This window comes from Streptomyces antarcticus (assembly GCF_026627255.1).
Lineage (GTDB): Bacteria > Actinomycetota > Actinomycetes > Streptomycetales > Streptomycetaceae > Streptomyces > Streptomyces antarcticus.
In genome coordinates, this window is sequence record NZ_JAPNLM010000012.1 from 146,203 (window position 1) to 173,199 (window position 26,997).

Consider the following 26,997-nt stretch of genomic DNA (forward strand, 5'->3'; position numbering starts at 1 on the left):
GGGCCAGTCGTGCGCCTGCGGCTTCGTTGTGGTTCGGGGTGGGGGCTGTCATCCCGCCTGCCGTCGTCCCCGGGCAAGCCGTAGCAGACCAGTCGCCGGGGGCCCTGCTACCACTCCGTGTGGGACGACGGCAGACGGGATGACAGCAGGGCGCGCTGTGGCTTGCGCCAACTGGGGTCCGAGTGTCCAGAACTGTTCAGGAGTCCCGCACCACTTGACTCCTCCTCGGCCTGCTCGGCGACCTTCTCCGAGGACTGGCCAGCGCGGGCCATCGTGTCCTTGAGCGTGGCCCCTGATCATGCACGACCCCAAACCGGGCAGGACACCGGCCAAAGCCGCGGAGCCGACCTAGGGGCGCCGCTCTGCACGTAGCCGGTCGGGCGGTTAGGACCTCGGGGGCTGGGGCGGTGGCTCCACGAATGGCCGATCCCGAAGTGCCCGACCGCCCTGACGCACCTAGCGTCGTCGTGCGGAGCTGCGCTGACTGCGCTACGCCAAGGCGATTGAGAGGAACCTCCATGGCCGTCGCGATGACACTCGTTTGGCCCGAGCTCACACCCGAGTTGTACGACGCGGTACGCAACAAGGTGCGTTGGGAAGAGGATGCTCCAGACGGGTTGGTGCTGCACGCCGCATGGTTCGCCGACGACGGCTTCCACGCGTTCGACATCTGGGAGTCGGAGGACCACTTCACCCGATTCATCGCCGACAGGATCGCACCCGTACTCAAGGGCGAAATGGGTGTGAAAAGCGACCCCCAGACGAAGATCTCCCCTCTGTACAGGCGCTACGTTGTCCCAGGCGTCAGTGGCGCCGCCTGACACTCCTGGGGGCCTCTGCCGCCAATCAGTTCGTAGGCTAGGCGCGACCTCGCCGCGTCATCGGCGGCCCTCCCTTGCTCCGTTGACCGCGTGGGCGTCAGGGTGACAAGAGCCCTTCGAAGCCGTTGCAGTACAGCATCGAAGTACCGCAACCGCAGCAACCGTCTCCGTCGCATAGCAATCCTCCAGGGCCGTGCAGCGACCGGAATGACCGTCACTGACCGATCCGGCTAGAGCTACGGATCAGAAGGTTGCAGGTTCGAATCCTGCCGAGTGCACAGCCTGAGAGGCCCCCCGGTTCGCCGGGGGGCCTTTGCGTTGCCCTGGCCGGGCCGGGTGTCCTGGCGGGACCGGTCTCCTCCTTGGTGGGGAGGGGTACCCCGGAGGATGTGGGGGGCGGGATGGCTCTGGCGGGGGATGCCGGTTACCCCGCGGCCTCGGTACGGTTTTGAAGATCGTTCGAAATCGGAACAAGGGGGCTCCCATGGGACTGTTCGGGAATGCGCACACCGTCGACCCCGTCTCCGCGCAGCGGGACTACGCGCGGCTGCTGGGGCAGGGGGAGCAGGTGCACGCCGCCTACCTGCTGATCCGGGACACGATCCTGTTCACGGACCGGCGGCTGGTGCTCATCGACAAGCAGGGGCTCACCGGGAAGAAGGTGGAGTACCACTCCGTCCCCTACCGGAGCATCACCCACTTCTCGGTGGAGACCGCGGGGCACTTCGATCTCGACGCCGAGCTCAAGATCTGGATATCCGGGACCCCGGCGCCGATCGAGAAGACCTTCACCAAGGGTGTCGACATCTACGAGGTGCAGGCGATCCTGACGCAGTTCGTCGCCAGGTAGCCGCATCCGCCTGTGGGGGCGGTCTGGCGGCCTGGCGGTCACGGGACGCGGGGGAGGCCCGTCACCGACATCACCAGGGAGTAGAGGGAGGTGGTCGCGGTGATGAAGAGGCGATTGTTCCGAGGGCCGCCGAAGGTGATGTTCGAGACCGGCTCGGGGACGCGGACGCGGCCGATCAGGGTGCCGTCCGGGGCGTAGCAGTGGACTCCGGACGCCATCACGGCCGCCCACAGCCTGCCTTCGTCGTCGAAGCGGATGTTGTCGACCGAGGGGCAGTCGGTGAACACGCGGTCGTCGGTGAGGGTGCCGTCGTCGGTGACCTTGAAGGCGCGGATGTGGCCGGCGCGGGTGTCCGCGGCGTACAGCTCGCCCTGGTCGGGGGAGAAGGCCAGTCCGTTCGGGCCCAGGAAGCCGTCCGCGACCATCCGGACGGTGCCGGTCGCCGGATCGGCGCGGTAGAGGTTGCAGGCGCCGATCTCGCCGGGGGCGCGCCGGCCCTCGTAGTCGCTGGTGATGCCGAAGTCCGGGTCGGAGAACCAGACCGAGCCGTCCGAGCGGACCACCGCGTCGTTCGGACTGTTGAGCCGCTTGCCGTCGAAGCGGTCGGCGATGACGGTGAGGCTGCCGTCCGGTTCGGTGCGGGTGACGCGGCGGTTGCCCTGCTCGCAGGTGATCAGGCGGCCTTCGCGGTCCAGGGTGTTGCCGTTGGGGTGGCCGGCCGGGGAGCGGAAGACGGAGACCGCGCCGGTCGACTCGTCCCAGCGCAGCATCCGGTCGTTGGGGATGTCGCTCCACACCAGTTGGCGCCAGGCGGGCAGGTAGAGCGGCCCTTCCGCCCAGCGGCAGTCGTCGTAGAGCCGCTCCAGTCGCAGGTCGCCGCCGGCGCAGCGGCCGGTCCGGAAGCGCTCATCCAGAATCTCGTACAAGGTGAGGTCGGCTATGGCAGACACAATTCCCCCTGAGGTCAGAATGCCGAATGAAATTCGGCCTGATAGTGAGATTGCAGGATCAGGTACTGTCTTCGCAAGGGTCGACGGGCCCATGGGAGGAAGATCGCGTGGACGACATCGACCGGGCGCTCGTCCTGCGCCTCCAGCAGGACGCGGGCCAGTCGTACGCGGCTCTCGGCGCGGCCGTCGGACTGTCGGCCGGAGCCACCCACGAGCGCGTACGGAAACTGCGCGAGCGCGGGGTGATCCGGCGTACCACCGTCGACGTCGACCCGGCCGCCGTCGGCAGCGGGGTGCTGGCCTACGTGATGGTCGACTCCAACGCCTGGATGGGGGAGTCCGGTGAAGCCTTCGCCGCGATCCCCGAGATCCAGGAGGCGCACATCATCGCGGGCAGCGCCTCGGTCATGGTCAAGGTGCGCACCGCCACGACCGGGCAGTTGCAGGACGTGCTGCGCCGCCTGTACGCCATCGACGGTGTCATCGGAACACACGCCACCGTCGTCCTCGACACCTTCTTCGAGCGGCCCCTGCCGCTGTGACCTGGTGGTGTACCGGCATCCGGTGGAGCGCGGGCCGGCCCGCCGTCGGCTGGTACGGGGAGGGGCGCGGGACGCGGGAGAGCGTGCTCGCGTACGGGCAGAGGCTGGCCTTCGTCGCGTGCGGGGAGCGGCGCTGCCTGGGTGTGTGGCGGGCAGGGAAGCGGACTCCTTGCCCCACGGGCGCCGGTGTGCCCGCCCGTACGGGGAGCGCCCAGTGCCCCGAGTGCGCACGCCTGGACCGGTCGTTCTCCGTGGCCGCCGACACCAATGCCGCCGATCCGCGGACCTACCGGGTCTACCTGGCCTGGTTCGGGCCCGGCCTGGTCAAGGTCGGCATCACCGCCGAGGAGCGCGGCTCCGCCCGGCTGCTGGAGCAGGGCGCCGTGGCCTGGGCCTGGCTGGGGCGCGGGCCGCTGATGGCCGCACGGCGTACCGAGGAGCTGCTGCGCGCCGCGCTCGGGGTGCCCGACCGGATCGCGTACGCCCGCAAGCGCGCCGTACGGGCCCAGCTGCCGCCTGCGCCCGAACGGGCCCTGGAGGTCGCCGAGCTGCACGCGCGGGCGGCCGCCCTGCGGGGATGGCCGGACTCGCTGGAGCGGGTCCGGTGCGAGGTCGTCGACCACGCCGTGGCGTTCGGGCTGGCCGATCTGCCCGTACCCGCCCGGGTGGTCACCGCGATGGTGGCCGGCGGAGCGGTGGCCGGTGTGCTGGCGGGCGCTGCCGGTCCCGATCTGCACCTCGCGGACGGGCTTGTCGTGGACACCCGGCTGCTGGCCGGATGGGAGCTGGCAGTCCCGGCGGGCGAGGCGGTGACGGTGGTGCCCTCGGCGGAGGTCCCGTTCGCCGTGCGTCCCGCGGCCGAGCAGGACGGGCTGTTCTGAGGACGTTCTGAGGACGTTCCGAGGGGTTCTGAGGGGTTCCGGACCGGGGCGCGCGGGCGGCGGCCAGGTCAAGACTTGGATCCCTTTGGCCGCCCGGGGCCGATTCCGGTGGACATGCGGGAGGGCTCCGCCGAGGGTGGTGACCATGACCCTTCAGCCCCTGCCGGCCTTCGAACCGCCTTACCTGATGGCCGTATTCAGCAGCGTCCGCGGCGCCGAGGAGAGCGGCTACGCCGAGACCCTCGACCGGATGAACGAGATCGTCGCCGAGAACCCCGGCTTCCTCGGACAGGAGTCCGCGGGCGCTCCCGGAGGGCTCGGCATCACCGTCGCCTACTTCCGCGACCACGCGTCCCTCACCCGGTGGCGGCAGGACGCGGAGCACCAGGCGGCCATGGAGCAGGGCCGCGCCCACTGGTACGAGAGCTACACCTTGCACGTCGCGACCGTAGAGCGGAGCCACGGCTTTGTCCGCAACGGCTGAGGCGGTCCTCGCCTTCCGCACCCGGCTCGGCCTGCCGGGGCTGGTCGACGTCCACACGCACTTCATGCCCGAGCGGGTGCTGGCGAAGGTCTGGGAGTACTTCGACGCGGTCGGCCCGCTGACCGGCGTCGAGTGGCCCATCACCTACCGCTACGAGGAGGAGCAGCGGGTCGCGCTCCTGCGGGAGTTCGGGGTGCGGGCCTTCACCGCCATGCTCTACCCCCACAAGCCGGCGATGGCCGCCTGGCTCAACGCCTGGTCCGCCGACTTCGCCGCCCGGACCCCCGACTGCCTGCACACCGCGACCTTCTTCCCGGAAGAGGGCGCGGCCGGGTACGTCCGCCGGGCCCTCGAGGCGGGGGCCCGCGTCTTCAAGGCGCACCTCCAGGTGGGCGGCTACGACCCGAACGACGACCGGCTCGATGCCGTCTGGGGACTCCTCGCCGAGGCCGGCACACCGATCGTGATCCACTGCGGCTCCGGGCCCGTCCCCGGGAAGCACACCGGGCCCGCGCCGGTCGCCCGGCTGCTGGCCCGCCACCCGCGGCTGCCCCTGGTCATCGCCCACATGGGCATGCCCGAGTACGCAGACTTCCTCGACCTCGCCGACCGCCACCCCGAGGTCCGCCTGGACACCACGATGGCCTTCACCGACTTCTCCGAGCAGTTCAGCGGCTTCCCGCGCGCGGAACTGGGGCGGCTCGCGGACCTCGGCGACCGCATCCTGCTCGGCACCGACTTCCCGAACATCCCGTACCCCTACGACGGGCAGCTCCTCGCCCTCGAACGGCTCGGCCTGGGGGACGCCTGGCTGCGCGCGGTCTGCCACGACAACGGGGTCCGGCTGTTCGGACTCGCCGGGTGAGCGACCGACCTGCCGACCGACCCGTCGGCCGACCGACCGTTCCCGTCTTCCGGGGCGGATCTGCGGCCGTCCGCTGCGGCCTTCCGGCCGGTGCGGTCGTTTCTCAGGAAATTCACAGGTAGGGGCAAGAACGCTCTCAGAGGCGCCGTACAGCGTGGTCGCATGACTGCGACGACCACCTCCCACGCGTCCACGTCCACCCATAACCCCACGGCCCTGGTGCGGCCCGACGGAGGGCCCTGCCGGGTGCTCGTGGTCGACGACGAGGCTTCGCTCTCCGAGCTGTTGTCCATGGCCCTGCGCTACGAGGGCTGCGAGGTCCGCAGCGCCGGGGACGGGGCCGCGGCGGTGCGCGCGGCGCGGGAGTTCCGGCCGGACGTGGTGGTCCTCGACGTCATGCTCCCCGACATGGACGGGCTCGCCGTCCTCGGGCGGCTGCGCCGGGAGATCCCGCAGGTCCCGGTGCTGTTCCTGACCGCCAAGGACTCCGTCGAGGACCGGATCGCGGGCCTCACCGCGGGCGGGGACGACTACGTCACCAAGCCGTTCAGCCTGGAGGAGGTCGTGGCGCGGCTGCGCGGCCTGGTCCGGCGTTCGGGGGCGGCGCAGGCCGCGCGCGGCGGTTCCGTCCTGGCCGTCGGCGACCTGAGCCTTGACGAGGACAGCCACGAGGTGGTCCGCGGCGGCCTGGAGATCCACCTGACCGCGACCGAGTTCGAGCTCCTGCGCTACCTGATGCGCAACCCGCGCCGGGTGCTGAGCAAGGCGCAGATCCTGGACCGGGTGTGGTCGTACGACTTCGGCGGCCAGGCCAACGTGGTCGAGCTGTACATCTCCTACCTGCGGCGGAAGCTGGAGAGCGGGCCCGGTCTGGCGCCGATGATCCACACCCGGCGCGGCGCCGGATACCTGATCAAGCCGGCCGAGTAGTGGTCCCGCGCGCCTCCCGGCCGGGACGTCCGCCGCGGTCCGGCCGCCCGCCGAAGCCGGGGCGCCCCCCGCGTCCGGCGCGTGCTCCGCATTTGGAGCGTGTCCCGCGGTCGCGGCGCGCGCCGTGGTGGCGCCTCCCGGCCCGGTCGCGTCGGCGGCCTTGGTCGCTGCGGACCCGGCTCGTCGTCTCGGCGGTGCTGCTGATCGCCGTGGTCGGCGCCTCCATCGGCACCGTCACCACCCTCGCCCTGCGCTCCTACCTGGTCGACCAGCTCGACAAGCAGCTGCGGATCTCCGTCGACATGGGCACCCGCGGCCCCGGCAGCGGAAAGGCCGCCCGGGAAGGGGGCCTTGGCTCCGTCCTCGGCCCTGGCACCCCCCTGGGCGCCACCGGAGTCCGGCTCGACTCCGACGGCACGGTGGCCGGCACCGCGCGCAGCGTCCGCGTCGAGGACCCCGAGCTCGGAAACCGCGAGCTCCTCACCCCCGCCCAGACCGCCGCCCTCGTGGCGGTCGCCCTCACCGCAGAACCGGGCCGCGCCGACCCGGTGGACCTGCGCCTGCCGGGGCTCGGCGCGTACCGGGTGCTCTCCGCCCCCGACGGGAGCCTCGTCCTGGGCTTCCCCCTGCACGAACTCGACTCCACCGTGGAGACCCTGATCGGGGTCGAGGTCTGCGTCACCCTGGCCGGGCTGATCGCCGCCTCCCTCGCCGGACAGGCCCTCGTCGGCGTCGCCCTGCGCCCGCTGCGACGGGTCGCCGCCACCGCCACCCGGGTCTCCGAACTGCCGCTCCACAGCGGCGAACCCGCGCTCGACGAACGGGTGCCGGACGCCGAGGCCGACCCCCGTACGGAGGTGGGACAGGTCGGCGCGGCCCTCAACCGGATGCTGGGCCACGTCTCCTCCGCCCTCACCGCCCGCCAGCAGAGCGAAACCCGGGTCCGCCAGTTCGTCGCCGACGCCAGCCACGAGCTGCGCACCCCGCTCGCGTCGATCCGCGGCTACGCGGAGCTGACCCGCCGGGGACGGGAGGAGCCCGGCCCCGACACCCGGCACGCCTTGGGCCGCATCGAGTCCGAGGCCACCCGGATGACCGGGCTGGTCGAGGACCTGCTGCTGCTGGCCCGGCTCGACGCAGGCCGTCCGCTCTCCACCGGCGACACCGAAACCGACCTGGCCCCGCTCGTCATCGACGCGGTCAGCGACGCGCGGGTCGCCGGGCCCGGACACCACTGGCGCCTGCACCTGCCGGAGGAGCCCGCGACGATCCTCGCCGACCCGGCCCGGATCCAGCAGGTCCTGGTCAACCTGCTCGCCAACGCCTGCACCCACACCCCGCCCGGCACCACCGTCACGGCGCGCGTTTCACGTGAAACATCCGCCGTCCGGCTCCGGATCGAGGACGACGGCCCCGGGATCGCGCCCGAGCTGCTCCCCCACGTCTTCGAGCGCTTCGCCCGCGGCGACGCCTCCCGCTCCCGGGGCGCGGGATCCACCGGGCTCGGCCTCGCCATCGTCCAGGCCGTGGTCGCGGCGCACGGCGGGCAGGTCGGCGTACGGAGCGAGCCCGGACGCACCTGCTTCGAGGTGCTGCTGCCCCCGGCTCCGGAGGCTCCGGCCGGGGACTCACAGACGGGTCACAGGCTCACCACACAGCGGTGACAGGGCGCCCCACGAGGCTCGTCGCATGTCAACCGACGCCTCTCCCGGGGCTCTTCCGGCACGGGCCCACCTCGCGCCCCTGCCTGGCGAGCCCGTCCTCGACGTGGTGATACCGGTCTTCAACGAGGAGAAAGACCTCGACCGGTGCGTACGCCGACTGCACGAGCACCTCACCCGCACCTTCCCGTACCCGTTCCGGATCACGGTCGCCGACAACGCCAGCACCGACCGGACCCCCGAGATCGCGGCCGGGCTCGCCACTGCCCTGGACGGCGTACGCAGCACCCGGCTGGAGGAGAAGGGCCGGGGCAGGGCCCTGCGCACCGTCTGGTCCGGGTCGGACGCGCCGGTCCTCGCGTACATGGACGTGGACCTCTCCACCGACCTGAACGCCCTGCTGCCGCTGGTGGCCCCGCTGATCTCCGGCCACTCCGACCTCGCCATCGGCACCCGCCTCGCCCGCTCCTCGCGGGTGGTGCGGGGCGCGAAGCGGGAGTTCGTCTCCCGCGCCTACAACCTCCTCCTGCGCTCCTCCCTCGCCGCCGGGTTCAGCGACGCCCAGTGCGGGTTCAAGGCCATCCGCGGGGAAGTCTCCGAGCGGCTGCTGCCGCTGGTGGAGGACTCGGGCTGGTTCTTCGACACCGAACTGCTCGTGCTCGCCGAGCGGGCCGGGCTGCGCATCCACGAGGTGCCGGTGGACTGGGTCGACGACCCCGACTCCACCGTCCACATCGTCCGGACCGCCGCCGAGGACCTCAAGGGCGTCTGGCGGGTGGGCCGCGCGCTCGCCATCGGGGCGCTGCCGCTGGACCGGCTCGCCCGCCCCTTCGGGGACGACCCGCGCGACCGGGGCGCCCTGCCCGGTGTGGACGGCGGGCTGGCCCGCCAGCTCCTCGGCTTCTGCGCCGTCGGCGCGCTGTCCACCCTGCTCTACCTGCTCCTGTACTCCGCGATCCGTACCGGGACCGGCCCGCAGGCCGCCAACGGCGCCGCCCTGCTGCTCTCCGCCGTCGCCAACACCGCCGCGAACCGCCGGCTCACCTTCGGGGTCCGCGGCCGCGACCGGGCCGTGCGCCACCAGGCCCAGGGGCTCGTGGTGTTCGCCATCGGGCTGGCTCTGACCAGCGGCTCCCTCGCCGCTCTCGCGGCGGCCACCGACCGGCCGGCGCACGGCACCGAGCTGGCCGTCCTGATCACCGCCAACCTCGCCGCCACCGTGCTGCGGTTCCTGCTCTTCCGCGCCTGGGTGTTCCCCGAGCGGCGCGGCTCCGCGATCCCTACGCCCAAGGACAGCCGATGACCACGGCCGCTTTCCCGCTCCTCCCGCCCGATGGGGCCGGTGCGCCCGACGCCCCCGGTGCGCCCGACGCGCCCGCGATGACCACCGTGGTACGGGCCCGTGCCGACCGGCCCCGCTGGGAGCGCCCCGCGCTCGCCGGGCTGCTCATCGCCACGGCCGTTCTGCTGCTGTGGGACCTGGGATCCTCCGGGTACGCCAACTCCTTCTATTCCGCCGCCGTCCAGGCGGGCAGCGAGAGCTGGAAGGCCTTCTTCTTCGGCTCCTCCGACGCGGGGAACTCCATCACCGTCGACAAGCCCCCGGCGGCCCTGTGGCCGATGATGCTGTCGGTCCGGCTGTTCGGGCTCGGCGCGTGGCAGATCCTCGTCCCGCAGGCCCTGATGGGCGTCGGGACGACCGCGGTCCTGTACGCGGCCGTCCGCCGTTCGTTCGGACCGGGGGCCGCGCTGCTGAGCGGCGCCGCCTTCGCGCTCACCCCCGTCGCGGCGCTGATGTTCCGCTTCAACAATCCCGACGCGCTGCTGACCCTGCTGCTGACGGTCACCGTGTACTGCGTGCTGCGGGCCCTCGACGGGGCGCGCACCCGCTGGCTGGTCTGGGCCGGGGTCGCGGTCGGCTTCGCCTTCCTCACCAAGACCCTGCAGACCTTTGTCATCCTGCCGCCGCTCGCCCTCCTGTACGCCGTCTGCGCGCCCACCCGGCTGCGCAAGCGCCTGGGGCAGCTGCTGCTCGCCGGAGCCGCCATGGTCGTGGCGGGCGGCTGGTGGGTGGTGGCCGTCGAGCTGTGGCCGGCGGGCTCGCGCCCGTACATCGGCGGCTCGCAGACCAACTCCTTCCTGGAACTGACCCTCGGCTACAACGGGCTCGGCCGGATCAACGGCAACGAGACCGGCAGCGTGGGCGGTGGCGGCCGGCCCGGCGGAGGCGGGGGCGGCGGCTGGGGAGAGACCGGCATCGACCGCCTGTTCGCGGGCAACATCGGCGGGCAGATCTCCTGGCTGCTGCCGGCCGCCCTGGTCCTGCTCGTGGTCGGCCTGGTGATGACCTGGCGGGCCCGCCGGGCCACCGACTCGCTGGAGAGCACGGCCCGGGCGGCCTTCCTGGCCTGGGGCGGTTCGCTGCTGATCACCGTGCTCGTCTTCAGCTACATGCAGGGCATCTTCCACGAGTACTACACGGTGGCGCTGGCGCCGTTCGTGGCCGCGCTGGTCGGCATGGGCGTCGCCGTGCTGTGGGAGGAGCGCGGCAGCCTGGCCGCCGCGCTCACGCTCTCCGGGGTCCTGGCCCTGACGGCGGTCTGGTCGTACGTGCTGCTCGGCCGGGCCACCGGGTACCTGCCGTGGCTGCGCTGGACGGTGCTGGTGGCGGGGCTGCTCGCCGCGGTGGCGCTGCCGTTGGCCGCGCGGGTGGGGCGCCGGGCGCTTCCGGCGGTGGCGGCGCTGGGGTTGGCGGCGGCGCTGGCCGGGCCGCTCGCGTACTGCCTGACCACCGTGGCGACCGGGCACACGGGCTCCATCGTGACCGCCGGACCGGCGGTGGCGGGAGGCCGCGGCGGCCCGGGCGGCACGATGCGGTTCGTGCCTGCCGGGGAGCAGGGTCCCGGCGGGGGCGGTGCGGCCGGTGGGGCCGACGGGGTCGCACCCGGCGGCGCGCCGCAGGTCGGCCAAGGCGGGCAGGCGCCGGGCGGCCAGGGCGGCCAGGGCGGAGCGGGCGGCCAAAACGGCCAGCGTGCCCAGGGCCCGGGCGGCCAAGGCGGTCAGGGCGTACCCGGCGGTCAGGGCGGTCTGCGTGCGCCGGGCGGTCAGGGCGTACCCGGCGGTGGCGGCCAGGGCGGTCCCGGCGGGCTGCTGGGCGGGACCAGGGTCGCGGCGGAGGCCACGACCGCCCTGCGCTCCGACGCGGGGAAGTACACCTGGGCGGCGGCCGCCATCGGCTCGCAGAACGCGGCGAGCCACCAGCTGGCCTCCGGCGAGCCCGTGATGCCGATCGGCGGATTCAACGGCAGCGACCCGTCGCCGACCCTGGAGCGGTTCAAGGAGTACGTGAAGGCCGGCAAGATCCACTGGTTCATCGGCCAGAGCGGCGTGAAAGGCGGCGCGGAAGGCGGCGCCGAGGACGGTGCTGCGGGTCGTACCAGTGGCGGCGGCGGTGGCCCGTCCGGCGCCACCGGTACGGCCATCGAGAACTGGGTCAAGGCCACGTTCAAGCCGTCCACCGTCGGCGGAGCCACCTTCTACGACCTGACGGCCCCGGTCTCCACCACGTCCTGACCTCCGGTCACCCTCGGCGGGCCCGCGCGGCGACACGGCGCGGTGCCCGCCCGGTGCCCGCCCGCGCGCCCCCGGCGGCGCTCCACCGCGCGCTCGTCGTCCTGATCGCCGGCACGAGGCGAAAGGCCACCGCCCGAACCCGTATGTCCGGGTTCGGGCCGTGGCCTTCGCAGGTGTCGCAGGTGTCGCGGGGTGTCGCGAGGAGCGGCGGAGTCCGGTCGCAGGGTGCCCCGGCGTCAGACCGCGGTCTGCGCGGGGGCCGGAGCCTCGGCGCCCGCCGCGGTGCCGGAGCCGGCTGCCGGGGCGTGGGCCGCCGGCTTCGACCGCAGCGCGACCTCCTTGATGAACAGCACCAGGACCAGTCCGAGGAGCGCGAACGGGGCGGCGTACAGGAAGACGTCGCCGACGCCGTGGCCGTACGCGGCTTCCACGACCTCGCGGAACGGCGCCGGCAGCTTGTCGAGGTCGGGGATCCCGCCCCCGGCGGTGCCGCCGTGGCCCATGGCCGCGGCCTTCGGGCCGAGCGCGGTGAGCCCGTCCTGGACGTAGTGGGTGACCCGGTTGGCCATGACCGCGCCCAGTGCGGAGACGCCCATGGCGCCGCCGAGCGAGCGGAAGAAGGTGACGACGGAGCTGGCCGCGCCCAGGTCCTCGGGGGCCACCTGGTTCTGGGTGGCGAGGACCAGGTTCTGCATCATCATGCCGAGGCCGAGGCCGGTGAGCGCCATGTAGATCGCGATGTGCCAGTACGGGGTGTCGTACCGCAGGGTGCCCAGCAGGCCGAGTCCGGCCGTCAGGAGCACGCCGCCGCCGACGAGCCAGGCCTTCCACTTGCCGGTCTTGGTGATCACCTGACCGGAAACGGTGGAGGAGACGAAGAGCCCGGCGATCATCGGAATCGTGAGGACTCCGGACATCGTGGGGGACTCGCCGCGGGCCAACTGGAAGAACTGGCTGAAAAAGACGGTCCCCGAGAACATCGCGATGCCCACGGACAGCGAGGCGGCCGAGGCGAGGGTGATGGTCTTGTTGCGGAACAGTCGCAGCGGGATGATCGGGTCGCTCGCACGGGACTCGACGAGGACGAAGAGCAGGCCGAGCGCGACGGCGCCGCCGGTCATCGTCCAGGTCTGCCAGGAGATCCAGTCGTACGAGGTACCGGCCTGGGTGACCCAGATCAGCAGCAGCGAGACGGAGCCGCTGATCAGCAGGGCGCCGAGCCAGTCGACCTTGACGTCACGGCGTACCACCGGAAGCTTCAGGGTCTTCTGGAGCACGACCAGCGCGATGATCGCGAAGGGGACGCCGACGTAGAAGCACCAGCGCCAGCCGAGCCACGGGGTGTCGGTGATGACGCCGCCCAGCAGCGGGCCGCCGACGGTGGCGACGGCGAAGACCGCGCCGAGGTAGCCGCTGTACCGGCCGCGCTCGCGCGGGGAGATCATCGCGGCCATCACGATCTGGGCGAGGGCGGACAGACCGCCGACGCCGATGCCCTGGACCACGCGGCAGGCGATGAGCATCTCGGTGTTCTGCGACAGGCCCGCGACCACGGACCCGAGGACGTAGATCACCAGGGAGATCTGGACCAGCAGCTTCTTGCTGAAGAGGTCGGACAGCTTGCCCCAGAGCGGGGTCGCCGCCGTCATGGAGAGCAGGGCCGCGGTGACGACCCAGGTGTACGAGGACTGGGTGCCGCCGAGGTCGCTGATGATCTCGGGCAGGGCGTTGGAGACGATCGTGGAGGACAGGATCGCGACGAACATGCCGAGCATCAGCCCGGACAGCGCCTTCATGATCTGGGGGTGGGTCATGGAAGTGCCGTCGGACGTGGTCCCCGACTGGCCGTCGCCTCCCCGCACACCGGTGGGTGTGGTCGTAGCCATGTGTTTCCTTACGTACTAGAAGCTCGAGCGGAGTCGGGCCAGCAGGGTGTTGAGTTCGTCGATGTCCCGGGCGGACCAGTCGGCCAGGGCTCTTTCCAGCGCGGCCGTGTAACGCGTGCCGAGCTCGGTGAGCAGCGCCCGTCCGGCCGGGGTCAGCCGCAGGATGCGGCAGCGGCCGTCCCCCGGGTCGGTCTCGCGTGCGATCCAGCCGCGGTCGGCCACGTGGGCCACGTGCCGGCTCGTCACCGAGACGTCGATCGCCATGAACGCGGCCAGTCGGCTCAGCCGCATCTCGCCGTGCCGGTCGAGCACGGTGAGGACGGCGGCGGCGCCGGCCGGACAGTCCGGGGGCAGGGTGCGGGCGAGGTCGCGCTTGACCGCGCCGATTCCCGTCAGCTGGCGGGCCAGCTCCTGGTACCGGGTGGATGTGCTCGGAACGGTAGGAGTGGTCACCGGGCAGCCCCTCATCTTGTTGCTTAGAGCAACCATAGAAGCGGATGGTTGCTACAGGCAAATGAATCGGGGGTCCGGGCGGTAAAGGAATCGGAAAACCGGCTAGGGTCCTGATCCATGGCTGCGAACCACAACTCACAGGGCCCCGAGGGCAACTACGACCCCGCGGGCAGCACTCAGATGTTCCGCGCGTTCGTCGACGAAGCCGCTCCGGCCCGGCAGGCGGGCCCCGGCGCCCGGCAGCAGCGCCGCGCCGAGCAGCAGCGGGCCGGCTGGAAGAAGGGCCAGTGGCTGGGCGTGGCCCTCGGGCTGGCGCTCGCCATCGGCGCCGCCGTGTGGGTCGTCCTGCACTGACGGGAGCCGGTACGGCTGACCCGACGGGAGCCGGTACGACTGCTCGGGAGCGGGTACGCCCGCCGGACGGGAACCGGTACGGCCTCCCTGCCCCAGGAGCCGGTACGGCCTCCCCAGCACCCGCCGCCGTCCGCACCCGCCGCCCGTCCCCGCGGGCGGCGGCGCGGTGCGGCGCGGGTCAGCTCCAGGCCGCCGTGACCTTCCTGGTCTCCACGCGCATGCCCAGCGGGACCCGCCAGGACTCCACGCACACGGTGTAGGTCTGCGTCCGCGCGGCGCCGCCCGCGATCGGCGCCGGCAGCGGCTGGGCGGTGGTGATCGTGGCCCAGTCGACGCCGAGGGCGCCGATGATGTGCGTCGCGAAGCTGACCGTGCCGGAACGGGCCGCGGTCGTGCCGGTGTTGGTGAACGTGACGGTGACCCGCTCGCACCAGCGGTCGGCCGCGGCCGCCCTGACCGGGGCGGACAGCGCCAGCCGCGCCGGAGTGGCCGGAGGCGGCGGCGCGGGCGGCGTGGTGCCGGGCTTGGTGCCCGGCGGGGCGGTGGGAGCGGCCGGCCCGGTGGACGGCGGCGTTCCGGGGCCGCCGGAGCCCCCGGGGGGCCCGGAACCGGGCGTCGAGCCGCCCGGGGTGTCCCGCGGGGCGGAGGTGCCGGGGGCGGTGGTGGTGTGCCCGGGTCCCGGCGGCGCTCCCGGACCGGATGCCGGGCCGCCGGGTGCGCCGGACGCGGCTGCGCCCCGGGCGGAGCCGGCCTGTGCCTGGCCCTCCGCGGCGCCGGTGGCCGTACTGGACGACTCGGCGGAGCCGCCCGCCGCGGACGGGCCGCCGAGCTGCTGGAACTCCACCGCGCCCTGCGGGGCGACGTTCTGCCCCGCGCCCCGTTCGGGGCCCGGGGCCGCGGCGCCCACGGCGACGTAGCCGTCCGGCGGGGGGCCGCCGCAGCCGGTGAGGCCGGCGGCGGCCGTGCAGCACAGGGCGAGCAGAGCGGCCGCGCGAGATCCCTTTCGCATCGCGCCAGTTTTGCTGACGCTCCGTCAATTGGGAACCGTGCGGTACGGGTTACTCGCCGATCAGGCCGACGCGCAGTTGCGCGAGGGTGCGGGTGAGCAGCCGGGAGACGTGCATCTGGGAGATGCCGACCTCCTCGCCGATCTGCGACTGCGTCATGTTCGCGAAGAACCGCAGCATGATGATCTGCCGTTCCCTGGGCGCGAGTTTGGCGAGCAGCGGCTTCAGCGACTCGCGGTACTCGACGCCCTCGAGCGCGGTGTCCTCGTAGCCGAGGCGGTCCGCGAGCGAGCCCTCGCCGCCCTCGTCCTCGGGGGAGGGCGAGTCGAGCGAGGAGGCGGTGTAGGCGTTGCCCACGGCGAGGCCGTCGACGACGTCCTCCTCCGACACCCCGAGCACGGCGGCGAGCTCCGGCACGGTCGGCGAGCGGTCCAGCTTCTGGGCGAGCTCGTCGCTGGCCTTCGTCAGCGCCAGGCGCAGCTCCTGGAGCCGCCGCGGGACGCGGACGGACCAGGAGGTGTCCCTAAAGAATCGTTTGATCTCGCCCACGACGGTCGGCATCGCGAACGTCGGGAACTCGACGCCGCGTTCGCAGTCGAACCGGTCGATCGCCTTGATCAGGCCGATCGTGCCGACCTGGACGATGTCCTCCATCGGCTCGTTGCGGCTGCGGAAGCGGGCGGCGGCGTAGCGCACCAGGGGCAGGTTCAGCTCGATCAGGGTGTCGCGTACGTACACCCGGTCGGGGCTGTCCGCGTCCAGGGAGGCGAGTCGCTGGAAGAGGGAGCGGGAGAGGGTGCGGGTGTCGATGGCTTCCGAGCGGTCGGACACTGCCGGTGTGGGGCTCTTGACGAGCGTGAGCACCTTGGAGCTGCCCTGGTCTACGGACATGCCACCCCCTTGAGGTCGCGGACGGTCGCGTGCGGCGCGCCCGTCAGAGGAACGCAGCCTCCACCTGAATACCGGAGGCGGGGCTGCGGCAAACGCGGTTCCAGCAGAATGTCACATGTCGGCAACACGCTGTAGCGCCAAGTCGACATATATCTCCAGCGACAGACCAGGTCAGAAGGGGATAAGACCGTTCTGCCCGGAATCAAGGGAATCGTCTCCACTCGTTCCGGTTACGCCTCGATCCTGTTTGCGGATCTCAGGCGGGCGAAGCTTCGTGCGAGGAGCCGGGAGACGTGCATCTGGGAGACGCCGAGCTCGGCGCTGATCTGTGACTGCGTCAGGTTGTTGTAGTACCGCAGGAGCAGGATGCGCTGCTCGCGTTCGGGCAGCTGTACGAGCAGGTGGCGGACGAGGTCCCGGTGCTCGACCCCGGCCAGCTCCGGGTCCTCGTAACCGAGGCGGTCCAGCAGCCCGGGCATGCCGTCGCCCTCTTGGGCGGCCTCCAGCGAGGTCGCGTGGTAGCTGCGGCCGGCCTCGATGCAGGACAGCACCTCGTCCTCGCCGATGCGCAGCCGCTCGGCGATCTCGGGGGTGGTCGGGGTGCGCCCGTGGAGGGTGGTGAGGTCCTCGGTGGCGGCGTTCACCTGCACCCACAACTCGTGGAGGCGGCGCGGTACGTGGACGGTGCGGACGTTGTCGCGGAAGTAGCGCTTGATCTCGCCGACGACGGTCGGCATCGCGAAGGTCGGGAACTGCACGCCGCGCTCCGGGTCGAACCGGTCGATGGCGTTGATCAGCCCGATGGTGCCGACCTGGACCACGTCCTCCATCGGCTCGTTGCGGCTGCGGAAGCGGGCGGCCGCGTAGCGGACGAGCGGGAGATTGGCCTCGATGAGGGCCCCGCGCACCCGGGTGTGCTCGCCGGTGCCCGGCTCCAGGTCCTTCAGCTGCCCGAAGAGCACCTGAGTGAGGGCCCGGGTGTCGGCGCCCCGGCTCTGCGGCCGCGCGGGGACCGGGGCGGGCGGCACGGCCGGAGGCGCCTCCGGCGACCCCTGCGCGGATCCGGCCGGCGATCGCTGCTGCTGCGCCTCCGACGGCGTCGGCGCCTCCGAGGGCTCCCGGCGGGTCTCCTGGCGGGGCTCTTGCTGGAGAGGCACCTGGGATTCCTGGTGGGGTTCGTGCGGCGACGCCTGCGGGGGCGTCTGCCGCCACGGCTGGGGCGATGCCTGCGGAGGCGTCTGCCCGGACACCTGCGAGAGGTCCTGCGAGAGGTCCTGCTGGGGGTCCTGCTGGGGTGGCACCTGAGGCGCAGTACTGGCCGGCACGGTCACGCCACCCCTTCAGTCAACTCATCCGTTAAAAGCGGTCATAGCATCACAAGAGATGTGCACTGTGTGCAAGCACCGCATAACGCCGTGTTGAGGGCAAGTTGGGTAAATAGGTGCAATATGCCCAATGTTGGGTATGCGAAAAACCCCCCACCCGTCGGAGTGGGGGGCCGGGGAGTCCGGAAACCGCTTCAGCGTACGGGTTCAGCGCACCAGTTCGGTCATGAACTCGCCGATACCGGACGCGGCATCCGATATGCCCTGGAAGCCTATTCCGACCATCTCGGCGGCCCGTTTGGGCTGGGTGATGATCACGAAGAGGACGAACACGGTGAGGACGCCCGTGATGAGCTTCTTGGTGTCCATGTGCGGTGACGGCCTCCCCAACCGGTCCTGCAAAGTCGGGTGAGTCTAACCGGTCGGGTTTCGACACTCACCAGGCCTTTAAGGACCAATGACCCGGCAGTCCGGGCCCTTTGCCGTCGGGGCGGCGGTCACGGCGGGCGCAGGATTGATGTGAGCCCACCGGTTCTGGCAGGAAATCGGTGGGTGAGGGACAGGACCTCACTGCGGGGTCCGAGCCGCAAGCTTCCCCCTGACTGCGGCCCGGACTGGCAGGTTCCGTCCTCATCGGGGGGAGTGGCTTGTCCCCCCGATGCCACTTCCCTCGTCCCAAGCGTCGAAGGTCCCGGTTCAGGCCGGGGCCTTCTTCGCGTTTCCGCGGGACCGGGCGGGCCGGCGGGGCCGGGGTGTCCGGTGTCTACTGAACGCCGCCGAGGAGGCCCACGACGGGCTCCACGGGGGCGATCACGGGCGCCAGGTGGTTCGGCACCTCCATCAGCTGGTTGAGCTCGTTCAGCTCGTTGAGCTTCGCGCCGATCTCCTGGACGGAGCCGGGCGTGGCCCCCGCCGGCATGCCCGGAGCCGCCGTCGGGAGGTCCGGCAGGGTGAGGGGGGCGATCGGGGCGGCCGAGGCGGCGGGTGCGGCGAGGCCCGCGGCGGCCCCCGCGAGGGCGAAGGCGGCGAGGATGCGCTGGGTCTTGGTCATGCCGTGACAACGGCCGAGGCGGCGGGCAGTCACGCGGATGCCCTCCGGACAGCCACGGACGGGCGCGGACACGGCCGAGCACGGCCGCCCCCGGACGGGCGCTGACAGGAACGGACCGGCACAGGACGGGCACAGGACCGGCACGGCCGGCCCCGGACGGGCCGCCGACGCGTCCCGGGCGCCGTGGAACGCCAAGAGCCCCGACCCTTGCGGGGCGGGGCTCTCGATCAGAGCGGTAGCGGTGGGATTTGAACCCACGGATAGCTTGCACCATCACACGCTTTCGAGGCGTGCTCCTTCGGCCGCTCGGACACGCTACCGAGAGAGAGCTTAGCCCAAGGTGAGCCGTGCTCTGAAATCCGTATCCGTCACAGGTTCCGGAAGAAGTCCGTGAGCTGACGGGCGCACTCCTCGGCCAGGACCCCGCCGACCACTTCGGGCCGGTGGTTGAGCCTGCGGTCCCGTACGAGGTCCCAGAGCGACCCGGCCGCTCCCGCCTTCTCGTCCGCGGCGCCGAAGACGATCCGGGCCACGCGCGACTGTACGAGGGCGCCGGCGCACATCACGCACGGCTCCAGGGTCACCACCAGGGTGCACCCCGGGAGCCGCCATTCCCCGAGCTTCGCGGCCGCCCGGCGCAACGCCACCACCTCGGCGTGCGCGGTGGGGTCGCCGGTCGCCTCGCGCTCGTTGTACCCGGTGGCGAGGAGCCCGCCGTCCGGGCCGAGCACGACGGCGCCGACCGGCACGTCGCCGGCCGGCACCGCCCTGGCGGCCTCCAGGAGCGCGAGGCGCATGGAGTCCCGCCAGGGGTCCCGTACGGGATCGGGGCCGGGCCCGGGGCCGGAGGCTTCGTGCCCTCCGTACGGGCCGGGCCCGGGGTGTCCGTCGTGCGTGCCGGTCACTAGCGGACGGCCTCCAGGACCTCGGTGGCGCCGAGCGAGTCGGCGATCTCCGAGAGGGCGTCCCCGTCCAGGTTCATCAGCTGCTTGTTGGTCACGCCGAGGTCGTCCAGCAGGGCGGGGTCGCCGAGCGGACCGGCCGTCACCGGCTCCGCGCCGGTCCCGCCCGGCTCGTCGGAGTCGTCGTCCGCGTCCGCGAACGCGGTGACGGCCTCCTCCTCGCCGTCCTCGGTGCCGTCCAGGTCCAGCTCGTCGAGTTCGTCGTCGTCCTCCTCGTCGCTGCCCAGCAGCTCTTTGGTCAGCATCGAGCCGTAGGAGCTGCGGGCGGCCGTCGCGGCGTTCGATACGAAGTACCGCGGGTCCTCCTCGCCGTCCACGCGGACGACGCCGAACCAGGCGTCCTCCTGCTCGATGAGGGCGACCACCGTGTCGTCGTCGACAGCGGCGGAACGGGCGAGATCGATCAGATCACTGAGGGACTCGACGTTGTCGAGTTCCATGTCGCTCGCTTCCCACCCGTCTTCGGTGCGCGCGAGCAGTGCGGCGAAGTACACCGTGACTCTCCCACTGGTCTTAGGCGTGCCGGTTGGAGGTCCCCCCCGGCCGGAGGATGGGGTGGAACGGCCGTTCTGCTCGCCGCCCGTGCCCCGCCCAATCGGCATCGTGGCAGAAACGGCGGCTTTGCGAGAGGTCTTCCGCGCTTGCGTCGCGCCGTGCCGTGCGCCGTGCGGCGCGTACGGGGGCCCCGGGGCGGTGGTGCCGTACGGGTCCGGGGGCTCCGGCGGGACCCCCGTCGGCGGTCCCGCGGCCCGGCGCGGCCCGGCCGTGTCGGTGGGCTAGGCGGGTGGGGCGGGCGCGGCCACCGGCGGAGCGGGCGCGCCTACCAGCGGAACGTGCGCATGCGCATCTGCTGCCGCATCCGGGCCGCGCGGGCGCGCCGGGGCTGGACGCGGTCGCGCAGCTCGCGCGCCTCGTTCAGGTCGCGCAGGAACTGCGCGCGCCGCGCTCGGCGCTGCGCCGCCGTCTCCGGCGTCCCGTAGTCGTCGGTCTCGTCGCTCGACTGCGTGTCGGGCATCGGCCACCACCCCGGCTGGTCCGGTCGTCCTCCTCCGCCGGCGCGAAGCAGACCCCCCGCAACCACCTTCCCCCGGTCGGCCCGATTGATGCCACCCCGGCGCAGGTCAGACCGGGTCGCCGGGTCTGGAGACGACTAGGGGGTGTCGTCCGTGAGGGTCGGTACGACGGCGACCGGGCCGTGCGCGTGCTGGAGCACCGCGTTGGCGACGGAGCCCATGAGGAGCGACATCGCGCCGCGGCGGGGGTGGTGGCGGCCCACCACGACCAGGGCCGCCGAGCGGGAGGTGTCGACCAGGCGGCCCGCCGGGTCCCCGGGGACGGCGGCCTGCTCGACGGGGACGTCCGGGTAGCGGGCCCGGAGGGGGGCCAGCCGCTCCGTCTGGGAGCGCAGCATCTCCCGCTCGGCCGGCACCGCGTCCCCGCCGTCGGCGAGTCCCTCCGGCGGGATCACCGCGAAGGGGCTGTCCACCACCATGGTCGGCGAGGGCGGGATCAGGTACGCGGAGACCACCTGGACGGTGGTCCCCCGTGCGGCCGCTTCCGCGAACGCGAAGGCCAGTACGTCCTCGGGCGTCTCGGCGGCGTGCAGTCCGAGGACCACCCGCCCGGCGGACGCCTCCGGCGCGGCGCCGGCACGGCGCTCCTCGTGCGGGACCACCACCACCGGGCACGGCGCCGTGGTGGACACGGCGCGGCTGTTGGAGCCGAGCAGCAGGGTGGCGAAGCCGCCGCGGCCCCTTGAGCCCATCACCAGCATCAGGCCCCGCGCCCCGATCACCCGCAGCGCCTCGGGCACGGAGCCCTCCAGGGCCTCGTAGCGCACCTCGGCGGGCAGTTCGGGGCCGCTGTCGAGCAGGGCCCGGATGCGGTCGCGGACCGGGTCGGCGAACTCTCCCGGCTGCGAGCCGTCGTGGAGGGCCGCCCGGCGGCCGGCGTACAACTGGGCGTGGTCGGGGAGTACATGGGCGATGAGCAAGCCCGTACGGTGCCGCAGGGCCGCGGCGCGCGCCCACTCCAGGGCCCCCAGGCTGTGCTCGGATCCGTCGACGGCCGCGATCACCGGTGCGCTGCTCATCCGTCCAGCGTGCTGGGCGTGCGCCCGGGCCGCATCTCCAGGAGGTGGCGGCGGCGTCCGCGCCTTGAGACGCGAAGCGCCCCCGGCAGCGCGTAGCCTTTTGGGTGCGGGTCGCTTATTGCGGCCGTTTTCGCAGGTCGCAGGTCGAGTACCCCGAATGTCGAGTCTTGGAGGATGTTGTGCGTTTGCAGGTCGTCGATCACCCCTTGGTGGCGCACAAACTCACCACGCTGCGCGACAAGCGCACCGACTCCCCCACCTTCCGCCGCCTCGCCGACGAGCTGGTCACCCTGCTCGCGTACGAGGCCACCCGGGACGTGCGCACCGAGCAGGCCGACATCGAGACCCCGGTCGGCCCCACCACCGGCGTGAAGCTCTCGCACCCGCGCCCGCTGGTCGTGCCGATCCTGCGTGCCGGGCTCGGCATGCTCGACGGCATGGTGCGGCTGCTGCCGACCGCCGAGGTGGGCTTCCTGGGCATGGTCCGCAACGAGGAGACCCTGGAGGCCTCCACGTACGCGACGCGCATGCCCGAGGACCTCTCCGGCCGGCAGGTCTACGTCGTCGACCCGATGCTCGCCACCGGCGGCACGCTGGTCGCGGCGATCCGCGAGCTGATCAAGCGCGGCGCCGACGACGTCACCGCCGTGGTGCTGCTGGCCGCCCCGGAGGGCGTCGAGATCATGGAGCGCGAGCTGGCGGGCACGCCGGTGACCGTGGTCACCGCCGCGGTGGACGAGCGGCTCAACGAGCACGGCTACATCGTGCCGGGGCTGGGCGACGCGGGCGACCGGATGTACGGCTCCGCCGAGTAGGCGTACGGAGCCGCGTACGGAAGCGTGCGCGGACGCGGACGCGGACGTGGACGCGGACGTGGACGTGGAAGCGGACGTGGAAGCCGGAAACGGAAGCCGGAACCGACGCCGTAACTGCCGCCGCGACGGAAGCCGGAACGGCGCAGGAGCCCCGGAGCCACCAGGCTCCGGGGCTCCTCGCCGTCAGCAGTTCTTGGCGGGCGCGGGAGCGGGGTTCGCCAGCAGGGCCAGCGCCTTGTCCGCGTCCTCCTTCGTGCTCAGCTCCTTGAAGGCGTCGCCGAGGATCAGGTCGATGTCGGCGCCCTCACGGGTGTCGTTCTGCTGCGTGGTGCCGGCCAGCTGGGTGCCGAGCACGGCGAAGGCCGCCTTGTCGGTGGCCGGGGAGCCCAGCAGTATGCCGGTGCCGGGGACCTTCTTGTCGAAGTCGGCCGGGGCGTTGCCGACGCTGCCGATGACGAAGCCGCGTTTCTTCAGCTCGTCGCCGACGGCCTTGGCCAGTCCGGCGCGCGGGGTCGCGTTGTAGACGTTGACCGTGATCTGGCCGGGCTGGGGCAGCACGACGGCTGGTTTGGCCGCGGTCGAAGCGGCGGCCGCGGGGCCGCCCTTCACGGCGGCGGGACGCGCGGTCGGACAGTCCCCGGCGCCCGCGGCCGTGTTCCGTTTGGGGCTGTCGCCCCGGAACACGTCGATGAGCTGCAGTGCCCCGTAGCTGATCACTGCGAGGGCAAGGACCGCGCCAAGTGCGGTGAGGACGATCCGGCGGAGACTCCGCTTACGACTCATGCGGGGGTAAGCCGCTCCCGTGACGCGGTACTTTCCGCCCAGGCCGGGGGGAGTGAGCATGCTCATGAGCGCAGCGTAGTGCCGCCCGTCGGCGATGCCCACTCGATGATGTGCTGATACGCCAAGGGCGACCCGAAAGGCGCAATCCGGTACGAAGCGTCAGGCCCCGGGCCGGGCACCGGCCGCCGGGTCGTCGGCGGACCGTGCGGTGGACCGTAAGGCGGACCGCCGCGGACCGTGCGGCGGGTCGTCAGTCCATTTCGAGGACGCGGGCGTGCAGCACCTGGCGCTGCTGCAGGGCGGCGCGCACGGCGCGGTGCAGTCCGTCCTCCAGGTAGAGGTCGCCCCGCCACTTGACGACGTGCGCGAAGAGGTCGCCGTAGAAGGTGGAGTCCTCGGCGAGCAACGTCTCGAGGTCGAGCTGCCCCTTGGTCGTCACCAGCTGGTCGAGCCGGACCGGGCGCGGCGCGACGTCCGCCCACTGCCGGGTGCTTTCCCGGCCGTGGTCGGGGTACGGCTTTCCGTTACCGATGCGCTTGAAGATCACACGGAAAGCCTACCGGGCCGGTGCCTGCGGGCGCAGCCTTGCGAGGTTGGTGCAAAAGTGGCAAACGGCACCAACTCGGGAGGGATGCATGAGCGAAAGCACCGACCCAGACGCCGCGACGCCCGTCGGCGAGGCCGGTCCGGCCGCGCGGATCGCCGCCGGGTACGCCTTCACCGGCCCCGCCCTCGACCTGGGAGCCCTGCTCTGGGACGGCGCGTGCCTGCCGGACCGGCAGATCCGCATCCCCCTGTCGATGCTCAACCGGCACGGGCTGGTCGCGGGCGCCACGGGCACCGGCAAGACCAAGACCCTCCAGCTCATCGCGGAACAGCTCTCCGCCAACGGCGTTCCGGTCTTCCTCGCGGACGTCAAGGGCGACGTCTCCGGGATCTCGGCGCCCGGCACCCCCAACGAGAAGATCGCGGAACGCGCCGCGGACGTCGCCCAGGAATGGCGCGCGACCGGGTTCCCCGTCGAGTTCTACTCGCTCGGCGGCATCGGCCCCGGGATCCCGGTCCGCTCCACCGTGACCAGCTTCGGCCCGGTGCTGATGTCGAAGGTGCTCCAGCTCAACCGGACGCAGGAGCAGTCCCTCGGCCTGGTCTTCCACTACGCCGACTCCAAGGGCCTGGAGCTCGTCGACCTCAAGGACCTGCGCGCGGTCGCCGCCTTCCTCGTCTCCGACCAGGGCAAGCCGGAGCTCAAGGGCATCGGCGGACTGTCCACGGTGACCGCCGGAGTGATCCTGCGGGCGCTTACGGCCTTCGAGCAGCAGGGCGCCTCGGAGTTCTTCGGTGAGCCCGAGTTCGACACCGGCGAGTTTCTCCGTACGGCCGCCGACGGGCGCGGGGTGGTCTCCGTACTGGAGCTTCCGGCCGTCCAGGACAAGCCGCAGCTCTTCTCCACCTTCCTGATGTGGCTGCTGGCCGACCTGTTCAACGACCTGCCGGAGGTCGGCGACCTGGAGCAGCCCAAGCTCGTCTTCTTCTTCGACGAGGCCCACCTGCTGTTCAACGGGGCCTCGAAGGCCTTCCTCGACTCCATCACCCAGACCGTCCGCCTGATCCGCTCCAAGGGCGTCGGCGTCTTCTTCGTGACGCAGACCCCCAAGGACGTACCGGCGGACGTGCTCGCCCAGCTCGGCAACCGCGTGCAGCACGCACTGCGGGCCTTCACCCCCGACGACGCGAAGGCGCTGAAGGCGACGGTGAAGACCTTCCCCCACTCCGCGTACGACCTGGAGGAGCTGCTCACCGGACTCGGCACCGGCGAGGCGGTCGTCACCGTGCTCAGCGAGAACGGCGCGCCCACCCCCGTCGCGGCGACCCGGCTGCGCGCCCCGCAGTCGCTGATGGGGCCGATCGACGCGGCGGCCCTGGACGCGGCGGTGAAGGGCTCGCTGCTGTACTCGCGCTACGCGGAGCCGGTCGACCGCGAGTCCGCGTACGAGAAGATCAGCGCCGAGCAGGCCGCTGCAGAGGCGGCGGCGGAGGCGGCTGCGGCCGCCGCGGAGGCCGCAGCGGAGGCCGAGAAACAGGCCAAGGCGGAGGCCAAGGAGGCCAAGGAGGCCGAGAAACAGGCCAAGGCGGAGGCCAAGGAGGCCAAGGAGGCCGAGAAGGCGGCGCGCGGCGCCCCCGAGCCCGACCCCTCGCTCGCCGAACAGGTGGTGGGCAGCGGGCTGTTCCGCTCGCTGGCCCGGTCGATCGGGACGCAGCTGGGCCGGGAGATCTCGCGGTCGATCTTCGGTACGGCGCGCAAGCGCCGGTGACTCCGGCCGCGGGCCCCGGCCCCGCTCCGGGCGGATTCGAGCGAACCTGGTGCCGGCACCGGACCGGTCGCTGACAGACTCGGTCCATGCGGACCGAACTCACCGACACCACGTCCAGCAAGGTCAACCGGGCGCTGCTCGAAGCCCGCAGGGCGATAGGCAGCCCCACGATGGGGCTGGTCCTGACGCTCCTCGTCGTCACCGACGAGGAGAACGCCTACGACGCCGTACGGGCGGCCTCGGAGGCCTCGCACGAGCACCCGTGCCGCATCATCGCGGTGATCAACCGGACCTCCCGGGGGCCCCACAAGCTGCGCGCGACCCGGCTGGACGCCGAGCTGAAGGTCGGAACGGACGCCGGTACGGGCGAGATCGTGATGCTGCGCCTGCACGGCGAGCTGACCGGGCAGGCCGGCTCGGTGGTGCTGCCGCTGCTGCTGCCGGACGCGCCCGTGGTCGCGTGGTGGCCGGCCGGCGCACCCGCCGACCCCGCCCGGGACTCCCTCGGCGCCCTCGCACAGCGCCGGATCACCGACGCCCAGGCCGCCTCCGACCCGGTCGCCGAGCTGGACGTGCGCGCCGCGGCGTACCAGCCCGGGGACACCGACCTGGCCTGGACCCGGCTGACGCCGTGGCGGGCCCTGCTGGCCGCCGCGCTGGACCAGAAGCCGCTGCCGGTGACCGGCGCGCGGGTGGAGAGCGAGCCCGACAACCCCAGCTCCGAGCTGCTGGCGCGGTGGCTGGAGGACCGGCTCGGGGTGCCCGCGGCCCGGGTGGCGAGCGAGGGCCCGGTGATCACCCGGGTGGTGCTGGAGACCGCCGCCGGGGAGATCAGCGTGGACCGGCCCGGGGGCGTACTGGCGACCCTGGCCCTGCCGGGGAGCCCCGACCGCAAGGTGGCCCTGAAGATCCGCAGCGGCGCCGAACTGATGGCGGAGGAGCTGCGCCGTCTGGACGCGGACGAGATCTACGGCGCCGCGCTGCGGCGGCGGCCGCTCCAGACCGGGCTCTGCGCGTAGTGGTTGTCGTACGTCGCTGAGCTGTCCTTGATGTCCTGCACGGTGGCCTCGCCCGCGTGGACCCGGCCGAGGAGCCGGTAGTAGTCGAAGCGGCCCATGCCGGGCGTGAATCCGACGAAGACGGAGGCGGTGTGGCCGGCGGCGGGCGCGAAGGCGTGCTTGACGCCGGGCGGGACCGCGATGAAGTCACCGGCGCCGAGGGTGTGGAGTTCGTCGCCGACGAGCACGTCGAGGCGGCCGGCGGTGACGTGGAAGAACTCGGTGGCCCTGGTGTGGAAGTGCACCGGGGCGCCGGCCGCGCCCTCGTCGAAGGTGGCCGTGTTGCAGGTGAGCTCGGCGGTGTCCGTGAGCAGCGTGATGAGGCTGCCGGGTGCGTCCTGGATGGCTTCGGCGGTGGCGGCGCGGACCGCGATCTCTGTCATGCCCTCCAATCTAGTGACCGGATAGACCGGCCACAGGGGGCAATCAGGAGCCTTCCCGACCGGTC

The 26,997-nt window shown here is 72.5% G+C and carries 28 protein-coding genes, 1 tRNA gene and 2 pseudogenes; 14 read left to right on the top strand and 17 right to left on the bottom strand.

Going from position 1 to position 26,997, the window contains the following annotated elements:
* Positions 1 to 107 precede the first annotated feature (107 nt).
* A pseudogene (locus OTB16_RS39835) lies at positions 108 to 296 on the bottom strand (hypothetical protein); the annotation flags it as partial.
* A gap of 222 nt (positions 297 to 518) precedes the next feature.
* Between OTB16_RS39835 and OTB16_RS19760 the strand changes: the two are divergent.
* Both OTB16_RS19760 and OTB16_RS19765 read left to right on the top strand, forming a co-directional pair.
* Complete coding sequence (locus OTB16_RS19760; RefSeq protein WP_267721585.1) at positions 519 to 821, top strand: hypothetical protein; 303 nt, start codon at positions 519 to 521, stop codon at positions 819 to 821.
* Positions 822 to 1,305: 484 nt separating this feature from the next.
* Positions 1,306 to 1,671, top strand: coding sequence for a PH domain-containing protein (locus tag OTB16_RS19765; protein WP_267721587.1), 366 nt, complete (start codon positions 1,306 to 1,308; stop codon positions 1,669 to 1,671).
* Between the two features lie 38 nt (positions 1,672 to 1,709).
* Here the strand turns inward: OTB16_RS19765 and OTB16_RS19770 are convergent, their stop codons facing one another.
* Positions 1,710 to 2,621, bottom strand: coding sequence for an SMP-30/gluconolactonase/LRE family protein (locus tag OTB16_RS19770; RefSeq protein WP_267721589.1), 912 nt, complete (start codon positions 2,619 to 2,621; stop codon positions 1,710 to 1,712).
* A gap of 107 nt (positions 2,622 to 2,728) precedes the next feature.
* Here OTB16_RS19770 and OTB16_RS19775 point away from each other — a divergent pair, with 107 nt between their 5' ends.
* The 8 genes from OTB16_RS19775 (at position 2,729) to OTB16_RS19810 (ending at position 11,557) form a co-directional block, all read left to right on the top strand.
* The gene (locus OTB16_RS19775) at positions 2,729 to 3,163 is read left to right on the top strand and encodes an Lrp/AsnC family transcriptional regulator (RefSeq protein WP_267721591.1); all 435 of its coding nucleotides are present in this window, start codon (positions 2,729 to 2,731) and stop codon (positions 3,161 to 3,163) included.
* Positions 3,160 to 4,044, top strand: coding sequence for a DUF2797 domain-containing protein (locus OTB16_RS19780; RefSeq protein WP_267721593.1), 885 nt, complete (start codon positions 3,160 to 3,162; stop codon positions 4,042 to 4,044). Before OTB16_RS19775 ends, OTB16_RS19780 begins: the two co-directional genes overlap by 4 nt.
* A 145-nt stretch (positions 4,045 to 4,189) precedes the next feature.
* Positions 4,190 to 4,528, top strand: coding sequence for an antibiotic biosynthesis monooxygenase family protein (locus OTB16_RS19785; protein WP_267721594.1), 339 nt, complete (start codon positions 4,190 to 4,192; stop codon positions 4,526 to 4,528).
* Positions 4,512 to 5,393, top strand: a complete 882-nt coding sequence (locus OTB16_RS19790) for an amidohydrolase family protein (protein WP_267721595.1) — start codon at positions 4,512 to 4,514, stop codon at positions 5,391 to 5,393. Before OTB16_RS19785 ends, OTB16_RS19790 begins: the two co-directional genes overlap by 17 nt.
* A gap of 162 nt (positions 5,394 to 5,555) precedes the next feature.
* Positions 5,556 to 6,323: a response regulator transcription factor gene (locus OTB16_RS19795; protein WP_269288374.1), complete on the top strand. Its 768-nt coding sequence runs from the start codon at positions 5,556 to 5,558 to the stop codon at positions 6,321 to 6,323.
* A gap of 194 nt (positions 6,324 to 6,517) precedes the next feature.
* Entirely contained in the window at positions 6,518 to 7,987 is a 1,470-nt protein-coding gene (locus OTB16_RS19800) for a sensor histidine kinase (protein ID WP_420717748.1), read from the top strand.
* Between the two features lie 25 nt (positions 7,988 to 8,012).
* Complete coding sequence (locus OTB16_RS19805; RefSeq protein WP_267721596.1) at positions 8,013 to 9,287, top strand: bifunctional glycosyltransferase family 2/GtrA family protein; 1,275 nt, start codon at positions 8,013 to 8,015, stop codon at positions 9,285 to 9,287.
* Positions 9,284 to 11,557, top strand: a complete 2,274-nt coding sequence (locus OTB16_RS19810; protein ID WP_420717749.1) for an ArnT family glycosyltransferase — start codon at positions 9,284 to 9,286, stop codon at positions 11,555 to 11,557. The genes OTB16_RS19805 and OTB16_RS19810 overlap by 4 nt, the downstream gene beginning before the upstream one ends.
* 245 nt (positions 11,558 to 11,802) lie before the next feature.
* Here OTB16_RS19810 and OTB16_RS19815 read toward each other — a convergent pair.
* A pseudogene (locus OTB16_RS19815) lies at positions 11,803 to 13,371 on the bottom strand (MDR family MFS transporter); the annotation flags it as partial.
* Positions 13,372 to 13,458: 87 nt separating this feature from the next.
* A complete protein-coding gene (locus OTB16_RS19820) occupies positions 13,459 to 13,896 on the bottom strand; it encodes a MarR family winged helix-turn-helix transcriptional regulator (protein WP_383901123.1) in 438 nt (145 codons plus the stop codon).
* A 117-nt stretch (positions 13,897 to 14,013) separates the two neighbouring features.
* Here OTB16_RS19820 and OTB16_RS19825 point away from each other — a divergent pair, with 117 nt between their 5' ends.
* Positions 14,014 to 14,250 carry a hypothetical protein gene (locus OTB16_RS19825; protein WP_267721598.1) on the top strand — a complete coding sequence of 79 codons (237 nt, stop codon included), beginning with the start codon at positions 14,014 to 14,016 and terminating at the stop codon, positions 14,248 to 14,250.
* 178 nt (positions 14,251 to 14,428) lie between these two features.
* Here the strand turns inward: OTB16_RS19825 and OTB16_RS19830 are convergent, their stop codons facing one another.
* The 10 genes from OTB16_RS19830 to OTB16_RS19875 all read right to left on the bottom strand — a co-directional run bounded on the left by OTB16_RS19830 (position 14,429) and on the right by OTB16_RS19875 (position 21,578).
* Positions 14,429 to 15,259: a hypothetical protein gene (locus OTB16_RS19830; RefSeq protein ID WP_267721599.1), complete on the bottom strand. Its 831-nt coding sequence runs from the start codon at positions 15,257 to 15,259 to the stop codon at positions 14,429 to 14,431.
* 49 nt (positions 15,260 to 15,308) lie between these two features.
* Entirely contained in the window at positions 15,309 to 16,148 is an 840-nt protein-coding gene (locus OTB16_RS19835; protein WP_267721600.1) for an RNA polymerase sigma factor SigF, read from the bottom strand.
* Between the two features lie 230 nt (positions 16,149 to 16,378).
* On the bottom strand, positions 16,379 to 17,176 hold the full coding sequence (locus OTB16_RS19840; RefSeq protein WP_267721680.1) for an RNA polymerase sigma factor SigF: 798 nt from the start codon (positions 17,174 to 17,176) through the stop codon (positions 16,379 to 16,381).
* A 504-nt stretch (positions 17,177 to 17,680) separates the two neighbouring features.
* Positions 17,681 to 17,842, bottom strand: coding sequence for a hypothetical protein (locus OTB16_RS19845; RefSeq protein WP_167347253.1), 162 nt, complete (start codon positions 17,840 to 17,842; stop codon positions 17,681 to 17,683).
* Between the two features lie 394 nt (positions 17,843 to 18,236).
* Positions 18,237 to 18,524: a hypothetical protein gene (locus tag OTB16_RS19850; RefSeq protein ID WP_267721601.1), complete on the bottom strand. Its 288-nt coding sequence runs from the start codon at positions 18,522 to 18,524 to the stop codon at positions 18,237 to 18,239.
* A 233-nt stretch (positions 18,525 to 18,757) separates the two neighbouring features.
* A tRNA-Ser gene (locus tag OTB16_RS19855) sits at positions 18,758 to 18,844 on the bottom strand.
* A gap of 48 nt (positions 18,845 to 18,892) precedes the next feature.
* The gene (gene tadA, locus OTB16_RS19860) at positions 18,893 to 19,321 is read right to left on the bottom strand and encodes a tRNA adenosine(34) deaminase TadA (protein ID WP_267721681.1); all 429 of its coding nucleotides are present in this window, start codon (positions 19,319 to 19,321) and stop codon (positions 18,893 to 18,895) included.
* A 107-nt stretch (positions 19,322 to 19,428) separates the two neighbouring features.
* On the bottom strand, positions 19,429 to 19,980 hold the full coding sequence (locus OTB16_RS19865; RefSeq protein WP_267721602.1) for a tRNA adenosine deaminase-associated protein: 552 nt from the start codon (positions 19,978 to 19,980) through the stop codon (positions 19,429 to 19,431).
* 326 nt (positions 19,981 to 20,306) lie between these two features.
* A complete protein-coding gene (locus tag OTB16_RS19870; protein ID WP_267721603.1) occupies positions 20,307 to 20,501 on the bottom strand; it encodes a hypothetical protein in 195 nt (64 codons plus the stop codon).
* Positions 20,502 to 20,636: 135 nt separating this feature from the next.
* Entirely contained in the window at positions 20,637 to 21,578 is a 942-nt protein-coding gene (locus OTB16_RS19875; RefSeq protein WP_267721604.1) for a universal stress protein, read from the bottom strand.
* A gap of 179 nt (positions 21,579 to 21,757) precedes the next feature.
* Here OTB16_RS19875 and upp point away from each other — a divergent pair, with 179 nt between their 5' ends.
* Entirely contained in the window at positions 21,758 to 22,393 is a 636-nt protein-coding gene (gene upp, locus OTB16_RS19880) for a uracil phosphoribosyltransferase (protein WP_031141526.1), read from the top strand.
* Positions 22,394 to 22,576: 183 nt separating this feature from the next.
* Here upp and OTB16_RS19885 read toward each other — a convergent pair whose 3' ends face one another.
* Together OTB16_RS19885 and OTB16_RS19890 are read right to left on the bottom strand one after the other, a co-directional pair.
* A complete protein-coding gene (locus tag OTB16_RS19885; RefSeq protein WP_267721605.1) occupies positions 22,577 to 23,242 on the bottom strand; it encodes a LytR C-terminal domain-containing protein in 666 nt (221 codons plus the stop codon).
* A gap of 184 nt (positions 23,243 to 23,426) precedes the next feature.
* A complete protein-coding gene (locus OTB16_RS19890; protein WP_017240525.1) occupies positions 23,427 to 23,723 on the bottom strand; it encodes a type II toxin-antitoxin system VapB family antitoxin in 297 nt (98 codons plus the stop codon).
* Positions 23,724 to 23,811: 88 nt separating this feature from the next.
* Between OTB16_RS19890 and OTB16_RS19895 the strand changes: the two genes are divergently transcribed.
* Together OTB16_RS19895 and opcA are read left to right on the top strand one after the other, a co-directional pair.
* A complete protein-coding gene (locus OTB16_RS19895) occupies positions 23,812 to 25,491 on the top strand; it encodes a helicase HerA-like domain-containing protein (RefSeq protein WP_267721606.1) in 1,680 nt (559 codons plus the stop codon).
* 86 nt (positions 25,492 to 25,577) lie between these two features.
* Positions 25,578 to 26,510, top strand: a complete 933-nt coding sequence (gene opcA, locus OTB16_RS19900) for a glucose-6-phosphate dehydrogenase assembly protein OpcA (protein ID WP_267721607.1) — start codon at positions 25,578 to 25,580, stop codon at positions 26,508 to 26,510.
* Here opcA and OTB16_RS19905 read toward each other — a convergent pair.
* Entirely contained in the window at positions 26,459 to 26,932 is a 474-nt protein-coding gene (locus OTB16_RS19905; protein WP_267721608.1) for a cupin domain-containing protein, read from the bottom strand. The genes opcA and OTB16_RS19905 overlap by 52 nt on opposite strands.
* Between the last annotated feature and the right edge of the window lie 65 nt (positions 26,933 to 26,997).

Coding starts and splice junctions, on each gene's coding strand:
- OTB16_RS19760 (WP_267721585.1), top strand. CDS start 519: ATGGCCGTCGCGATGACACTCGTTTGGCCCGAGCTCACACCCGAGTTG.
- OTB16_RS19765 (WP_267721587.1), top strand. CDS start 1,306: ATGGGACTGTTCGGGAATGCGCACACCGTCGACCCCGTCTCCGCGCAG.
- OTB16_RS19785 (WP_267721594.1), top strand. CDS start 4,190: ATGACCCTTCAGCCCCTGCCGGCCTTCGAACCGCCTTACCTGATGGCC.
- OTB16_RS19795 (WP_269288374.1), top strand. CDS start 5,556: ATGACTGCGACGACCACCTCCCACGCGTCCACGTCCACCCATAACCCC.
- OTB16_RS19805 (WP_267721596.1), top strand. CDS start 8,013: ATGTCAACCGACGCCTCTCCCGGGGCTCTTCCGGCACGGGCCCACCTC.
- OTB16_RS19810 (WP_420717749.1), top strand. CDS start 9,284: ATGACCACGGCCGCTTTCCCGCTCCTCCCGCCCGATGGGGCCGGTGCG.
- OTB16_RS19825 (WP_267721598.1), top strand. CDS start 14,014: ATGGCTGCGAACCACAACTCACAGGGCCCCGAGGGCAACTACGACCCC.
- OTB16_RS19830 (WP_267721599.1), bottom strand. CDS start 15,259: ATGCGAAAGGGATCTCGCGCGGCCGCTCTGCTCGCCCTGTGCTGCACG.
- OTB16_RS19835 (WP_267721600.1), bottom strand. CDS start 16,148: ATGTCCGTAGACCAGGGCAGCTCCAAGGTGCTCACGCTCGTCAAGAGC.
- OTB16_RS19845 (WP_167347253.1), bottom strand. CDS start 17,842: ATGGACACCAAGAAGCTCATCACGGGCGTCCTCACCGTGTTCGTCCTC.
- OTB16_RS19850 (WP_267721601.1), bottom strand. CDS start 18,524: ATGACCAAGACCCAGCGCATCCTCGCCGCCTTCGCCCTCGCGGGGGCC.
- tadA (WP_267721681.1), bottom strand. CDS start 19,321: ATGCGCCTCGCGCTCCTGGAGGCCGCCAGGGCGGTGCCGGCCGGCGAC.
- OTB16_RS19870 (WP_267721603.1), bottom strand. CDS start 20,501: ATGCCCGACACGCAGTCGAGCGACGAGACCGACGACTACGGGACGCCG.
- OTB16_RS19875 (WP_267721604.1), bottom strand. CDS start 21,578: ATGAGCAGCGCACCGGTGATCGCGGCCGTCGACGGATCCGAGCACAGC.
- OTB16_RS19885 (WP_267721605.1), bottom strand. CDS start 23,242: ATGAGCATGCTCACTCCCCCCGGCCTGGGCGGAAAGTACCGCGTCACG.
- OTB16_RS19895 (WP_267721606.1), top strand. CDS start 23,812: ATGAGCGAAAGCACCGACCCAGACGCCGCGACGCCCGTCGGCGAGGCC.
- opcA (WP_267721607.1), top strand. CDS start 25,578: ATGCGGACCGAACTCACCGACACCACGTCCAGCAAGGTCAACCGGGCG.
- OTB16_RS19905 (WP_267721608.1), bottom strand. CDS start 26,932: ATGACAGAGATCGCGGTCCGCGCCGCCACCGCCGAAGCCATCCAGGAC.